Genomic DNA, 15832 nt, shown 5'->3' with positions numbered 1-15832 from the left:
TATTTTAATCGAAGAAATATTTAAACAAGTTAGCTAATTTAGGTTCTTTCTTTTCTTTCACTTTCTGTTCTTTCATCGGTTTCGCTTTTTCTGGTTTTCTTTGTTCAGGTTCTTCCATTTCATTAATTGCTAATATGGAACCTGAAAACTCTTTCCCTTGTATTTTCGCATTCTTGTAAGCAAATTTCAAGATACCAATGCCAGCAGTGTATTGCGGTTCTCTCACCCCAATATAATCCGGAATAGCGATCCTTACATTTGTTTGATATATCATTTGTGCTAAATCCGCTGAACCTGGCATACTCATGGTACCGCCAGTTAAAACTATGCCACCCGGAAGATCATCATATCCCATTCTTTGTATTTCTCTGGCACTCATTAACAATATCTCTTCAAATCTTGCTTCAATAATATCTGCTAATTCTACCTGATTAAATACTTCCTTCTGGTTGCTTCCAATAATATTAACCGCAACGGTATCCTCTTCATTCGCATCATCATAAAAAGCATACCCATGGTCTAATTTAATATTTTCTGCTTCTTCTGTAGTTGTCCTTAAACCAATGGACAAGTCTTTCGTAATATTATATCCACCTATTGGAAGCACACTTGTCCCAGCTAAAGATCCATTTTCAAACACAGAAACCGTTGTACTTCCTCCACCTATGTCCAGTATTGCGACACCTAAATTTTTCTCATCACTTGATAACGCCACTTCACCTGTTGCCAATGGATGTAAACAAAGATCTAAGACGGTTAAGCCTGCTTTCTCTACACATTTTAAAATGTTATGTAACATTGTTTTGGAACAAGTAATAATTGTCCCCTGCATCTCTAAGCGTACCCCGATCATTCCTCTGGGATCCCTTATTTCATCGAGCCCATCTACGATAAACTGTTTAGGTATAACATCAACAATCTCTCGTTCGGGAGGTATTGACACTACTTGTGCTGCATCCATTACACGATGAATATCTTCTTCCTTAATTTCCTTATCCTCACTTGAAACTGCAACAACGCCGTGACATGGTTGTAATTGCACATGATTCCCATTAATTCCAACAACTACTCGATCAATATGTACATCTACCATTCTTTCAGCTTGTTCTACTGCTGTTCTTATCGAATGAACGGTCTCATCAATATCAACGATAGCACCTTTTTTCATTCCTAATGATTTTGCGGATCCCACTCCAATAATATTAAGAGAGTCCCCGATCACTTCCCCAATTATTACTTTAATTTTTGATGTACCTATATCCAAGCTGACTAAAATTTCACTGTTGTCCATGAGGCACCTCCTATTTCTATACATTTATTTATGAATGATTGCATATAGTAAACTATGATAAAAACTATTATAATAAATGTTTCACTATTTTTCATAATTATATTGAAAAAGATTCAAAAAAAATTAAATTTGTTAGGCTAATACAGAAAAACAATTATTCCTTTTTCCTAAACTGGAATTTTTCTAACATAATTCTTCTAATTATCGCCAAATTATGAAATAATCGTACACCAAATGCAAAGATAGCAGCCAAATATAAATCAATGCCTAATTGAACTCCAATAAAAGCTAAAAAAGCTGCAAGTGATACATTAAAAAAGAATCCAGAGATAAAAACGGACTGATTAAACTTTCCTTCCAATTGAGACCTCATTCCACCAAATAATGTATCCAATGCAGCTAATACAGCAATAGATAAGTAATTGGAATATACCTCGGGAATCGTTATGTTAGTTAAGAGGCCTAAAACTAAGCCTAAAATTAAAAACAAAGCTGGCAACAACACTATGACTCACCTTCTTCTTGCGACTCTAACACGTCAAGCCCGCCTAAATCAATAGTTTCATCAAATTTAGGCAAAACTAACTCTGTTACCTGTTCTGTAATTATTTCCATATTCTCCAAGGCGAAATAGTCATTTGACTCACTTACTTCGATATGGTTAATCATACGCTCGGGATCATCAGTCAATACATATATCTCAACAGGCAGACTTCCTATTGGACTATTATTAACATAAACTCTTCCGTTTACATTTCTAATCGGCGTAATGTTTATTAGTCTTTCTTGTTCAATCGCCATATGAGCAGCACCATAATCATTTAACTGATTAATTAAGAATTGTAATAACTCAGCTGTCAACTCAGGATATTCCTGATAACTGTCATCCATTTGAAAGATCGGCTGCAGTGTAACTATTACACCGCTTCCCTGTATTTCCGTTAAGCCAGCCTGTTCCTTTAGCAGCTCGATCGATTCAGTTAATGATTCCATTTGCTGCCTCTCTGGCTGTTTTTCATATTCCTGTAACAAAGCTTCACTTGCTGCAATTTCATTGTAAAGATTTTGCTGAATTTCCTGTTCCTGCTGCAATGCAGTCCTTATTTCCCATGAATCCCTTGTATCTCTTAATTCGACCGATTGGTTTGTTTCAAATAAAATAGCAATCATAAAGCCAATGATGAAACAAATTGAACTGATCCAAATTTTCCCTTTATTTGATAATTTCATTTCATCACAATTCCCTTGCTTCCATCTCAATTTGTGACTTTCTTTCAAATCCGACCTTCACATTTTCCTGTACTAACATATCAATAACACCATTCTTCATATTCAAACTTACATCAAGCAAGTCAGGATCCCCAATTGCAGAAATAACAAAAGGTGCGGCATATGTACTCCCGTCAACTGTAATAACTGGGCCTACGCAAGTAATATAGCTATCTCTATAGATACGCTGGTCATTTATAGCAATTGCCTTTGCTCCCGCACTATAAAGTTCGTTAATAACTTGATGAATATGTCTGTCATGAACGATATATTGATTTGCATGCTGATCACTCGGTATATAGCTCGAATCACTTAAAGTGATTTCCACTCCACTCCCATGTACTGCTAGTTCGCCAACTAATTTCTGTAATTTCGTCTTTGTTTCTACTAAATCGTGCAGTTCATCTGCTTCTGAAGCCAGATTTTGTTCAATATCCTGAATTTTCTCTCTGATTTCTATCAATTCAGTCCGTAATTGTTTATTCGTATCTTCCAGTTCAATAAGCTGCTTACGATAAAAATAATCCCGTTCCCATTCATTCTCATTTAACTGAACAATATCTGTATTCGATCGTGTCTGCTGAAAGCTAAATGTGATGAGAAATCCTAGTACGAAAAAAACAAATGCAAAAATGAGTTTTTTACTTTTCATTCTGTGCCCCCGTCAATAATCTCCGGTTGATCTGAATTGTAAGGTGTAAATACGGCCCCACCTTCATCAATTTTTATCACACCGTCCACTTCTTCATCTAATTGACTAACGATGGATGGATATGTTTTAAGGAGCTCTGAAAAGTTGCCCGCAGTCAATTCAACCTCATATCCATCTATCATATATAATACGATCTTTTGAGAATTAGTAGTAGTAGGTGACCATTTAATTTCTGAAATTAATGACTGAACATAGTTTGGCAATTCATTTAGTTCTTTAGCTAATTCCTTCATATTTGGGTAATCAGTAAAATTTTTCAGTAAAGGGGCTGAAGCAGTTATCTCATTTACTGATGTTCCTTCCAATGTCTCTCCATTTTCCAGAAGAGGGACAGCTGATTCTCCATTTTCAAGATACCCTACATGTTGTAATTCATCAATTTCAATGAGGATGTGATTAGCAGGGAATTTCTTCTCAATAGATGCATTGTTAATGAGTACATGTTCCTTTAATGCCTCTTCGATCTTACCTTTCTGCACACTCCAGTAATTTGTGAATAAATCCAATTCAGTAATTTCCAAAATCTCTTCTTCTGAAACCATATTTTCTCCAGTAATACTAATCTTATTCACATGACTTAGTGGTGACTGAATATATACAACGATAAATACAAGCAAAAAAAACACTGTTAAATATATGGCTAATTTTCGGTTTGTGCGTTTTCGGCGTTCCTTTTTAAGTTGTGGAATTCTATCCTCGATTGATACAACTCTTTTTTGCTCCATATGTCAACTTCCCTTTAAAAATATGAACCTCTGTAATGAGAACTTAGTCCCAAGAAAAGATCTACCCTAATTATAGCATAATGTTCCCAACTCGCCACCATCTAGTAAGTTATATTTTATTTCCTATATTTACTAATGTTTAATAAGATTCCTACCGAGCATAATGTTAAAGTAAGTGAAGAGCCACCATAACTCAGAAAAGGTAAAGTGATTCCAGTTACCGGGATCAAACCAATGACGACACTTATATTAATCATTACCTGAATTGCAATCATTCCAACAATCCCTATTGCTAATAATTTTGCAAACAGATCAGGGGCATTAAGTGATACTAAAATCCCCCGCCATACAAACAGAAAGAATAACCCAATAACAAAAATTCCGCCAATAAATCCAAGTTCTTCTGCAATTATGGCAAAAATAAAATCATTATGCGGTTCCGGTAAATAAAAATATTTTTGCAAGCTGTTCCCAAATCCTACACCAAATAACCCTCCTGGTCCAATTGCGTATAAAGACTGAATAATCTGAAAACCATTCCCTAAAGGATCTTGCCAAGGATCTAAAAATGCTGTAATACGATTTATACGGTACGGAGCAGAAATGATTAAAAGCAGAAAGCCGATAGCGCCAAAACCTGCCAGAATCAAAAAATGCTTCAAGCGGGCACCAGCAACAAAAAGCAGTAAAAAACTGGTTAGGACAAATACCATGCCTGTTCCCAAATCCGGTTGCAGCATTATTAACATAAATAGACTGATAATAAGTATAAGCGGTGGCATGAACCCTCTTTTAAATTCCGTTATTCTGTCCTGAAGATTAACAAGATAACCGCTTAAGAACAATATCATACCCAATTTCATAAATTCAGCAGGCTGAATACTGAATGCCCCTACACCAATCCAGCTTCTTGCTCCACCCCTCACCATACCTATTCCTGGAATTAATACAGCAATTAATAAAGCGATGCAACCAATAAATATCCATTTTCGATATTTAATCCACTGGAAGTATGGCACATTTGCAACAATAAACATTGCAATCACACCTACACCGGCAAATAATAACTGGCGTTTCACAAAATAAAAAGAATCATTAAATTTATATTCCGCCCAAATATAGGAAGCACTGTAAACCATTAATGTTCCTACAATTAAAATTGTTATGATGAGAATTACAAGCAGCCTGTCAACAGCATCATTTCGTAATCGTTTCTCCATATAAAAAGCCCCCTTTTTAAATAATAAAAGGGGCTGCCTAATTATTTATTAGATTTACTTTCATCTGTTCAGAGAACATAGCAGACAAGCCCCTACTATAATCTATGCACAGACTCCATAAACATGTTTCCTCTCTCTTCAAAAGTTTTATATTGATCCCAACTTGCACATGCTGGTGACAGGAGAATAACATCTCCTTCCTCTGACAACTGATAAGATTTACGGACAGCTTCAGACATATTTTCTACTACTGTAATGGAAGAAATACCAGCATCCATACCAAGTCGAGATAATTTTTCAGCAGTTTCACCAAATAAGACTAATGCTTTCACATTATTTAAATGTGGCAGTAATTCATCAAATTCATTTCCCCGGTCCAATCCACCTGCAAGTAGGATGACAGGCTGATCAAAAGACTGCAAAGCCTTGGATGTTGCGAGAATATTAGTAGCTTTTGAATCATTAAAGAATACACGCTCATTCACATTTGCTACAAACTGTAACCTGTGGGAAACACCAGTAAATCTAGTTAACACCGATTTAACCGCTGATGACGGGATCCCCGCTATTTTTGCAACTGCAACAGCTGCAAGTATATTTTCAAGGTTGTGGGAGCCTACAAGTGCGATTTCTCTCACATTCATTACTTTTTCATCTTCAAAAAAGATCGCTTCCTGGTCAATAAAAGCCCCATTTTTCAGTTTCTTTACTCTGCTGAAAGGAACTAAACTGCTTTTTGCACTTTTAACTAGTTCGCTAACTCTCTCATCATCAGCGTTGTATACAAGGAAGTCTTCAGAGGTTTGATTTTGAAAGATGTGCGCTTTTGCATTTTGGTAATTTTCCAGATTCTCATGAAAATCCAAGTGTGCCTCAAAAATATTCAACAAAACTGATACAGAGGGTTTGAATTTTCTAGTTCCCTGTAATTGAAAGGATGACAATTCAACTACCATTGTACTTTCATCATCTGTTCCTTCTGCTACTTCTGATGCAACATGCCCAATATTTCCAGCAATCTTTACTGGGACATGTGCTTGCCTGTACATTTCATAAATTAAAGTGGTTGTTGTTGTTTTTCCATTTGATCCTGTAATACCTACAAGTCTATTAATATCAAAATAATGAAGTAATTCTATCTCTGTAATAATTGGAATCCCCTGCTGGATCGCTTCTTTGAGCATAATATTATCATAAGGAATCCCTGGATTTTTTATGATTACATCAATTCCATCAAGCAGTGATAAAGGATGCTCACCTATGATGACAGGGATACCCATATTTTTTAGTTCTGTTACATGCGGATCCTGTGTACCGGATTTAAGATCATTCACAATAACGTTTCTTTCGTTGCGGTACAAAATTTTACTCACGGCGGTCCCGCTTTTGGCTAATCCTAATACTAGTATATTTTTATATGGAAAGTTCTTTAGTTTTCTCATGCTGACAACACCTCAATATATATTCCTAAAATTGCGAATAAGACTCCAATCAGCCAAAAAGTAGTTACGACCCGCCATTCGCTCCATCCTTTTAACTCATAATGATGATGTAAAGGGCTCATTCGGAAAACTCTCTTACCAGTAGTTTTAAATGAAATGACCTGAATGATTACTGACAATGTTTCAATTACAAAAACTCCGCCTATAATTACTAATAATATTTCTAATTTTAATAAAATAGCTATCGCTCCAATGGTTCCACCCAGGGCTAGGGAACCTGTATCGCCCATAAAAACTTTTGCCGGGTGTGCATTAAAGACTAAGAAACCTAATAGTGCACCGACAACGCTTAATGAAAATAAAGTAATATTCAAATTTGGTAACCCGTACCATGCCAAGATAGCAAAAGCTCCAAACGCAATTGCTGCAGTTCCTGCCAGTAGTCCGTCTAGTCCATCCGTCAAATTAACTGCATTTGATGCACCTACTAACATTACTATAATAAAAACTGCATAAAACCATCCCAACTCAAATTTCCATTCAGTACCGGGTATGGCAATACTCGTATCAAATTGCTGTTGTTTTAACACAATATAGAAAATAATTGAAATAATAATTTGTCCGAGCAGTTTCTGTTTTGAATTTAAACCTAGATTCCGTTTCATTACAACTTTAATAAAATCGTCTAAAAAGCCTAATAAACCGAAACCTAACAAAACTAAGAGAAGCAACCAGACTTCATAATTTAAAATCCCGCCATTTACTTTTGCAATAACGATAATGCTTGTAATCGCAATACTAAGTATTATCATTAGGCCGCCCATTGTCGGGGTGCCGGATTTTTTCTGATGGGACTTCGGGCCTTCTTCACGTATACTCTGTCCAAATTTCAATCTTTTAAGAAAAGGAATAAAAATTGGGGATAGTAAGACGGTTATTAAGAATGCAATGGCTATTGTTATTAAAAAAGTGTATTGACTCATAAATGTCCTCTCCAATCTTCTTACATATCCATAAATGGTCTTAATCTTCCAATAGCTGTTTCGCTACTTTGACATCATCAAATTCTAAAACTTGATCACCGATAATTTGATAGGTTTCGTGACCTTTTCCAGCTATCAGGATAACATCACTTTTCTTCGATTCATTAATTGCCAACCTTATAGCTTCCTTTCGATCAATGACAACTTCAAAATTATCTGCTTCCAGTTCGTTTATCATATCATCAATAATTGCACCAGGTGATTCAGAGCGTGGATTATCTGAAGTAAATATTGCTTTGTCAGCATTTTGGCATGCGATTTTAGCCATCTGTGGACGTTTTGATTTATCACGATCTCCCCCACAGCCGACTACAACGTATACTTTACCTTTACAAAATTTTTGTACTGTCTGAAGTACATTTTCCAGGGAGTCCGGTGTATGCGCATAGTCTACAATTACTCCAATTCCGCGGTCATTTGCAACGGGCTGAAACCTTCCTCTAACACCTGTCGTATTGTTTAACACTTTTTCTATAACAGTTAGTTCAATATTACAATAATATGCAGCTGCAGTGGCTGCTAGCATATTATAAACACTAAATAATCCCATTAAATTACTGTTAATTTTCACGTCGTGTAAAGGTGTATGGAGTTCAAAACAAACTCCATCAGCATTTAAAGCAATATTAGATGCATAGAAATCAGCTTTGTCTGTTAACCCGTAAGTGATTACAGGCTGGGAAGTTGCCCGTATAATAAATTCACTGCTGGGATCATCTATATTTACAATGGCATATTTCTTTCTGTTATAGTCATTTCCAAGCTGAGCAAATAACAAACTCTTAGCAAATAAGTAATGGTCCATTGATGGGTGGTAATCTAAGTGATCCTGAGACAGATTGGTAAAGACTGCTATATCAAAATTACACCCATGAACTCTGCCCTGGTCGAGAGCGTGGGAAGAAACTTCCATTATGGCTGCATTCACTCGCTCATCTGCCATCTGTTTAAAGCTTTTTTGAAGGAATAATGCGTCAGGAGTCGTATTTTTCACTGGTGTTACCTGATCATTGATTCTCATTTCAATCGTTCCTATAAGACCGGTTTTTTGTCTAGCCGCTTTAAACATTTCATCAATTAAATGGGTAACAGATGTTTTTCCATTTGTTCCTGTTACACCGATAAGCGGAAACTGTTCAGTTGGGGAATCAAAAAAAGCATTTGCAATGATCGGTAACACATGTGAGGTATTTTTCACAGTAATAACCGGAGCTTCCAAGTCCAGCTCTCTTTCTGCAAGAATCGCTGCTGCTCCATTTTTATATGCAGCTTCTGCATATTCATGGCCATCTACCGTAAAACCCTTTATACAAACAAATAAGGAGCCTTGTTTCACTTCTCGGTGATCCTTTTCAATACTAGTTATTATAATATCATCACATGCTGAATCCAGTCGGGAATTCGGAATGTGTTCAATTAAGTTTTTTAATTTTTTCATACCTCATCACCTGTACTTTCTGCTTTCACTTTTATTATCTGCTTTCACAACTATCCTATTATATCAAATGTGTACCAACATATCGATAAATCTTTCTAACTATTTATTGCCTAACACTAATCTGATTTCACTTCCTTCTTCCACTTTCTCACCCGCTGAAGGTGCCTGGTCAATAATATAATCTCCCTCACCTAATGTTTCAATCTTTAAGGAGATCATATACTCTGGCAGATCACTTTTAGTGAGTCCAATCAGATTAGGCACTTCTACAGTTGGTGTATCCGGCCATTGATAAGTTTTTTCAATTCCACCTTCTTGTTTCTCCACACCTAGTGCACGCAAACTATCTTCCATAATTGTTCCAACAATTGGAGCCGCAACTGTACCGCCAAATTGGACCGTTCCCTTTGGATTGTCTACAGCAACGTATACAACAATTTCAGGATCATTTGCTGGTGCAAAGCCGATAAATGAGACAATATAATTATTTTCCATATATCGCCCGTCTTCACCAACCTTCTGGGCAGTCCCGGTTTTACCACCAACACGGTAACCTTCTACATATGCATTTCGCCCTGTCCCAAGTGCCACAACATGTTCAAGAGCATCTCTAACTTGTTCAGAAGTATCTTTGGATATAACCCTTCGTTTCATGACAGGTTGTTTCTCGTCGATCACTTTACCCGTAAGTGGATCCTGTAATGCCTGCACAATGTATGGTTCGTATAGATAACCCCCATTTACTGCCGCGGATACTGCCATAACCTGCTGGATTGGGGTGACGGAAACACCCTGACCAAACGATGTCGTAGCTAATTCTACTGGTCCTACATTGTCAAGGTTGAATAAGATACCATTCGCTTCACCTTGCAAATCAATGCCCGTTTTCGAGCCAAAACCAAAATTTTCAATATATGAAAATAATTTTTCTTTCCCTAATTTCTGCCCTAATACGATGAATCCTGGGTTGCATGAGTTCTGCACAACTTCCAGAAAAGTTTGATGTCCGTGGCCGCCACTCTTCCAGCAATGTAAGTGTGTACCACCTACCTCAATTGATCCATCATCGACATACTCATCCTCCAGCAAATCAACCTTGTTTTCTTCCAACGCTGCGGCAAGAGTAATGATCTTAAACGTGGAGCCAGGTTCATATGTACTCCAGATAGGCAGATTCCGGTTATAAACTTCTGCATCTATTTCCTGATAGTTCGCCGGATCAAATGTTGGTCTTGATGACATACCCAATACACTGCCATCGTTCGGGTTCACTGCAATAGCAACTGCGCCGTCCGGATTATATTTTTCTACAGCAATATCTAACTCCCGCTCTATAATCGTCTGTACTTGATGGTCAATAGTTAATTGGAGATTCATTCCATCTTTAGGAGGTGTATACTTATCTGCTTTTTGTGCTAATTTTTTCCCTTTCGCATCACTGTAAAATGATAAACTTCCTTCTGTCCCGCTCAGTTGCTCATCATAAGATAACTCTAATCCTGTTAATCCCTGATTATCAATCCCGCTAAATCCGAGCACATGGGAAAGGTAAGCTCCATTCGGATAGTATCTTACAGAATCTTCTGCAATATATACACCATCCAGATTCAAATTTTGGACAGCAATTGCTTTCTCCTCTGAGATCTTTCTACCTTCAGGCTGCAAAATTACTATTCTTTCATTTTTTTGGATTGCTTCCAAAGCATCATTATAAGACATTTCAAGCGCTTCTGAAAGCGCGTTTGCAGTAGATTCTGGTGATGTCACTTGTCTTGGGACCACCATTACAGTAGGAGCAGATATATTTTCTGCAAGCACTTCTCCATTTCGATCAACAATTTTTCCTCTTTCCGGTTCAAAAACTATGTCTCTGCTCCATAAAGCTTCCGCTTGTCCAATTAAGAAGTCTGACCATATTAATTGAACATAACCTAATCTGAAGATAATAATCCCGATCACAATAAAGGCAAAAAGAAACACAGTGACAATTCTCTTCTGGATAATCATATTGGTGACCCGTTTCATAACATAACTCCTTTTAGATGCAGTTTCTAAAACTCTGAGAGAAGATACACTGAATTACTCAGCTCATTTTTGCTGAATAACATTCAATTCTCTTTATTTAGAAACCCGCACTTTTAGTAAAGAAACATTTGTCCCAATATATGATTTATCCGAACAGAATAGAACACTGTGAACAGTTAATCTACTCACTCGATAGTTCTACTGTAACTACATCCGCACTCGAAATAGCAGCTCCTTGTTTTAAGTCCTGCGTAACAACATATCCTTCCCCGGACCAATTCACTTCAAAGCCAATCAAGTCTTGTAATGACAATACGTCTCTTAATGCCCATCCCGTCAGATCAGGCATTTTTGGTGCATCTGTCAAAATAAGTACTTTCTGATGTGAAGTGATTTCGGTACCTTGTTCAACATTAATACTTGCAACATTTTCTCCGTCTCCAATTACTTCTGTTGGTATTCCCAACTTTTGAAAACTTGCAACAACATCCTGTGTAGTTCTTCCTTGCCATTCCGGAACTTGAACAATTGGAATGGAAGGTGTCTTTTCCTCATCTGTTTCAATATTTAAATACCTTAAACTGTTCTCCATCACATTGTTAAAGATAAATGAAACTGGAGCTGAATCTGGTTCCGTATCTTCTAATTCCGGCTGTTTCACTGAGACATACATAATTAATTCAGGATCATCGGCTGGTGCCATACCAAGGAAGGAAAATACATAATTCTCACGTCCTGTCATATACCCGCCAGTTTCAGAATTCGGAATCTGAGCAGTCCCTGTTTTCCCTGCCAGTGAATATCCGTCCAGTTTATATTTATTGTACCCGGTACCTTTTTCAGATGTAATGACAGTTTCTAAAACTCTCAATGTTTCCTTTGCTGTTTCACTTGAGATAGGTTCACCAACAACTTCTGTTTGTCCTTCCTGAAGTACTTTACCAGTATCTGAATCGGTAATTTCCTTAATTATATATGGTTTTAACATCTTGCCGTTATTAGCAACAGCAGTAGCTGCTTTCATTAATTGCATAGGTGTGGTGGTCGTTCCTTGTCCAAATGAGGTAGTAATTTGTTCAATTGCATAATTATATTGAATTACTCCCGCCACTTCCCCTGATAGATCAATTCCTGTTTCTGTATCAAAATCAAATGCTTGCAAATATTCCAGAAACTTTGCTGGCCCTATCTTTTCATAAGCAAGTTTAGCCGCCGCCACGTTTGAAGATCTCTGGATACCTTCCAGATAGGAAATCGTTCCCCAGCCTCTCCCCCAGTTATGATCGTTAATTTTCTGGATGTTTTCTCCTGCTTTGTAACTCCCTGACTGGAATGTATCATTCGGGTTCCAGACACCTTCTTCAATAGCTGCTGCCAGTGTAAATATTTTCATTGTTGAACCTGGTTCAAAAGGTGTGGAAATAACATCATTATACCAGTTTTCAACAGAACTTAAGTTATTCGGATTATAACTCGGCCTGTTACCCATCGCAAGGATCTCACCGGTTTTTGCGTTCATAACTACTGCAGAAATACGGCTTGGATTATATTGTTCTACAACCTCAGTCAAAGAATCTTCAAGTAATGTCTGAATTTTCTGATCCAGTGTCAACACTACATTATCCCCATTTTCAGGTTCCTGGACAACCTCCTTAGGATCTAATAACTTTACATTAAACTTATCCCGTTGATAAGAAATGTGACCATCAACACCTGTTAGAATATCATTATAATAGCTCTCCACTCCACTTATACCGGCAATCACACCTTCTTTTTTATCAGTCAGCCCTAAAGTATGTGACGCAAACATTCCATTTGGATAAAAACGGATCGCTTCTTCTTCAAAATAAATACCAGGCAGTTTTAATGACTCAATTTCTTCCTTCTCCTGCTGTGTAAGTTCTTTGCCGTTCTTTCCAAACTCTACCTGGAATTTATTGTTTTCCATTCCTTTACTTAATATGGCGGATATCTCGCTTTCTTCCATCCCCAATACCGGGGCTAACTTTGCTGCTGTTTTCCCTGCATCTGTTACATGTTTTGGTGTTAATGGATCACTCGTATAACTTTCATCCAGAACAGCATATACTCTGTATACAGTATGTTCCTGTGCAAGCGGCATACCGTTTCTGTCCAATATCGACCCTCGCTGTGCCGGTATAGAATATTCATTTGTCCTCTTTTCATCAGCCAATGCTTTAATATCCACCCCGGAAACTTCCCCTGTTACTTGTATAACTAAGAAACGTCCGATAATAATTAAAAAAGCAACAGCAAAAATACCAATCCAGAAAACAGGTAAGAACTTATCAAACTTCAATCTCATTACTTTCACCTTATTCTGTAATTTCGTTTGCTTGCTTTACTTGAGAATTTTTCAATTCCAGACCATGTTCTTTTGCATTAGCAATGATTCGCTCAGGCTGACTTAATTCTTTCACCTGATAAGAGAGGTTTTGATTTAATGTCTGCTGATTAGATATATCTGCATCAAGTGATTGTATGTTCCGATTTAATTGATCTAAAGTAGAGCTGAAATAAACGAGATATGTAAATGTAGCGATTAAAATACATGAAAACATGGAGTAGATAAATTTCTCTCCCCGTGTTACCCAACGCTTATGTACAACTACTTGTTTTTTTACGACTTTCTGTTTCTCTTCAGTCTTACCGTGCCAATCTTCTTGTACTTGCCATTTTCTAGCGTGTTGAGTACTCATTAATCATTTCCACCTTTCTTCTCATCAAAAGTATCGTTCCACTCTTTCACTTTTTCCGCTATTCTAAGCTTGGCTGATCGAGATCTGCGGTTTTCGTCCAGTTCATTCTCAGAAGGAACTATCGGCTTTCTATTAACTAATCGAAATGGCGGTTGGAACTCTTCCGGAATGACCGGCAAGTTTTTTGGTAACGGAGGTGTTGTACTCCATTTTTTAAATGCCTGTTTACATATTCGATCTTCTAATGAGTGAAATGTGATAACAGATAATCTGCCTCCAACACTCACCATCATTGCCGCTTGATGAATAGCATCATAAAATGCTGCTAGTTCATCATTTACTGCAATCCGAATTGCCTGAAAAATTCTTTTGGCAGGATGCCCGCCTTTTCTTCTTGCTGGTGCTGGTATAGCATCCTTAATGATATCAACTAGTTGAAAGGTTGTCTCGATTGGTTTTCGAATTCGTTCTGCTTCTATTTTTCTTGCTATCTGTTTCGAAAACTTTTCTTCTCCATACTTAAAGAATATAGAGACAAGCTGCTCATAGCTCCACTCATTCACTACATGATAAGCACTCAGCTGTCCATCCGTATCCATTCTCATATCCAATGGAGCATCATGCTGATAACTAAACCCTCTTTCCCCACGATCTAGCTGTGGTGAAGATACGCCCAGATCAAACAAGAATCCATCTACACTGCTAATGTTTTTCTTCATTAGCTCTTCCCTGATGTTTCTAAAGTTACTTTTAACAAATGTGACTTGGCCAGTATACTTATCCAGACGTTCTTTTGCTGCAGCTAATGCTGTCTCATCCTGATCAAATGCAATTAAATGCCCTCTTTCATCTAACTGTTCTAGGATGTATAAAGAGTGTCCTCCCCCTCCCAGTGTACAGTCAACATATGTACCGTTCGGCTTAATATTTAACCCGTCAACAGTTTCTTTCTTAAGTACTGTGTAATGCTCAAACAAGAGGCCACCTCTTTTCCTGATGATAGTTGTCATTTCTTATAAATCAAAATCCAATAAGTTTTCTGCTAGTTCTGCAAAGGAATCCTCTGATTCATCAACAAATTCACTCCACTTATCCGCAGACCAAATTTCGACTCTATTCGACACCCCTATTACAGAACATTCTTTTTCAATAAGTGCATATTTCCTAAGTGTCTGTGGGATGTTTATTCTTCCCTGTTTATCTAATTCGCATTCAACTGCCCCAGAAAAGAAAAAACGAGTAAATGCTCTAGCATCTTTTTTTGTTAATGGTAATTTTTTAAGTTTTTCTTCAAGTTGGCGCCATTCGCTCATTGGGTATGCAAACAAACATTGATCTAAACCGCGAGTTAACACAAATTGAGTTCCTAAGTTATCACGGAACTTTGAGGGAACAATTATGCGGCCTTTATCATCAATATTATGTTGAAATTCACCCATGAACATACAGTGCACCCCACTTTCTTCCCTTATCGTACCACAACACCCCACTTCTCTCCACAAAAATATTATCAATTATTAATAGTTGGTAAAATAGTCACATTAAATAGGTCATAATAACTAATAAATGAGGTTGAAAACTATCAATAGTTTTTTATAGCAACAGAATAATTATTTATAAAATAAAAAAAGGTTCTAAGTCAAATGTTGGGGTGAGCTAGACGCTCACTCCTAATTTATGCGACCCGAAATTTGATATATTTATATTGATGATGCAATAACACTCTTAACCTAAATCGGTCAAATCGTTTAAAACCAAATGCGTTGCGCTTAATGACCTTGGTTTGGTTATTAAGACCTTCTATAAAGCCATTATGTAAATCATAACCAAAACTGTTCATAATCTGTTTCTGCCAATTTCGAAAGGTTTCTATTGCTTTTTCAAATTCCTTTAGTCCAGAGCTTTTAACAAGGTCATAAAATTGATAAAGTCTTTCTTTTGTTTCTT

General features: G+C 37.0%; 15 protein-coding genes. All 15 read right to left on the bottom strand.

Features of this window, described 5'->3' with window-relative positions; all coding sequences use genetic code 11:
- Positions 1-4: 4 nt before the first annotated feature.
- A complete protein-coding gene (gene ftsA, locus BMW36_RS00075; protein ID WP_089737732.1) occupies positions 5-1291 on the bottom strand; it encodes a cell division protein FtsA in 1287 nt (428 codons plus the stop codon).
- Between the two features lie 154 nt (positions 1292-1445).
- On the bottom strand, positions 1446-1796 hold the full coding sequence (locus tag BMW36_RS00070; protein WP_089737729.1) for a small basic family protein: 351 nt from the start codon (positions 1794-1796) through the stop codon (positions 1446-1448).
- Entirely contained in the window at positions 1796-2521 is a 726-nt protein-coding gene (locus tag BMW36_RS00065) for a DUF881 domain-containing protein (protein ID WP_089737727.1), read from the bottom strand. Before BMW36_RS00065 ends, BMW36_RS00070 begins: the two co-directional genes overlap by 1 nt.
- A 4-nt stretch (positions 2522-2525) precedes the next feature.
- Positions 2526-3212: a DUF881 domain-containing protein gene (locus BMW36_RS00060; protein ID WP_089737726.1), complete on the bottom strand. Its 687-nt coding sequence runs from the start codon at positions 3210-3212 to the stop codon at positions 2526-2528.
- Positions 3209-3997: a cell division protein FtsQ/DivIB gene (locus tag BMW36_RS00055; protein WP_089737725.1), complete on the bottom strand. Its 789-nt coding sequence runs from the start codon at positions 3995-3997 to the stop codon at positions 3209-3211. The genes BMW36_RS00060 and BMW36_RS00055 overlap by 4 nt, the downstream gene beginning before the upstream one ends.
- 116 nt (positions 3998-4113) lie before the next feature.
- On the bottom strand, positions 4114-5217 hold the full coding sequence (gene spoVE / locus BMW36_RS00050; RefSeq protein WP_089737722.1) for a stage V sporulation protein E: 1104 nt from the start codon (positions 5215-5217) through the stop codon (positions 4114-4116).
- Positions 5218-5312: 95 nt separating this feature from the next.
- Positions 5313-6659, bottom strand: coding sequence for a UDP-N-acetylmuramoyl-L-alanine--D-glutamate ligase (gene murD / locus BMW36_RS00045; protein WP_089737720.1), 1347 nt, complete (start codon positions 6657-6659; stop codon positions 5313-5315).
- Positions 6656-7642: a phospho-N-acetylmuramoyl-pentapeptide-transferase gene (gene mraY / locus BMW36_RS00040; protein ID WP_089737718.1), complete on the bottom strand. Its 987-nt coding sequence runs from the start codon at positions 7640-7642 to the stop codon at positions 6656-6658. The genes murD and mraY overlap by 4 nt, the downstream gene beginning before the upstream one ends.
- Positions 7643-7682: 40 nt before the next feature.
- Positions 7683-9140 carry a UDP-N-acetylmuramoyl-L-alanyl-D-glutamate--2,6-diaminopimelate ligase gene (locus BMW36_RS00035; protein WP_089737716.1) on the bottom strand — a complete coding sequence of 486 codons (1458 nt, stop codon included), beginning with the start codon at positions 9138-9140 and terminating at the stop codon, positions 7683-7685.
- A gap of 99 nt (positions 9141-9239) precedes the next feature.
- Positions 9240-11165 (bottom strand): stage V sporulation protein D, encoded by a 1926-nt coding sequence (locus tag BMW36_RS00030; protein ID WP_089737714.1) that lies wholly within the window; start codon positions 11163-11165, stop codon positions 9240-9242.
- A gap of 181 nt (positions 11166-11346) precedes the next feature.
- Entirely contained in the window at positions 11347-13491 is a 2145-nt protein-coding gene (locus tag BMW36_RS00025) for a penicillin-binding transpeptidase domain-containing protein (protein ID WP_089737712.1), read from the bottom strand.
- 10 nt (positions 13492-13501) lie between these two features.
- A complete protein-coding gene (gene ftsL / locus BMW36_RS00020; protein WP_089737710.1) occupies positions 13502-13885 on the bottom strand; it encodes a cell division protein FtsL in 384 nt (127 codons plus the stop codon).
- The gene (rsmH, locus tag BMW36_RS00015) at positions 13885-14862 is read right to left on the bottom strand and encodes a 16S rRNA (cytosine(1402)-N(4))-methyltransferase RsmH (RefSeq protein WP_175480310.1); all 978 of its coding nucleotides are present in this window, start codon (positions 14860-14862) and stop codon (positions 13885-13887) included. Before rsmH ends, ftsL begins: the two co-directional genes overlap by 1 nt.
- A gap of 36 nt (positions 14863-14898) precedes the next feature.
- Positions 14899-15330: a division/cell wall cluster transcriptional repressor MraZ gene (gene mraZ, locus BMW36_RS00010; protein ID WP_089737705.1), complete on the bottom strand. Its 432-nt coding sequence runs from the start codon at positions 15328-15330 to the stop codon at positions 14899-14901.
- A gap of 230 nt (positions 15331-15560) precedes the next feature.
- The coding region (locus tag BMW36_RS00005; RefSeq protein ID WP_139180273.1) for a transposase at positions 15561-15832 on the bottom strand (272 nt) is incomplete at its 5' end.

The organism is Gracilibacillus ureilyticus (genome assembly GCF_900111195.1).
Lineage (GTDB): Bacteria > Bacillota > Bacilli > Bacillales > Amphibacillaceae > Gracilibacillus > Gracilibacillus ureilyticus.
This window is presented reverse-complemented; position numbering and strand designations above follow the sequence as displayed.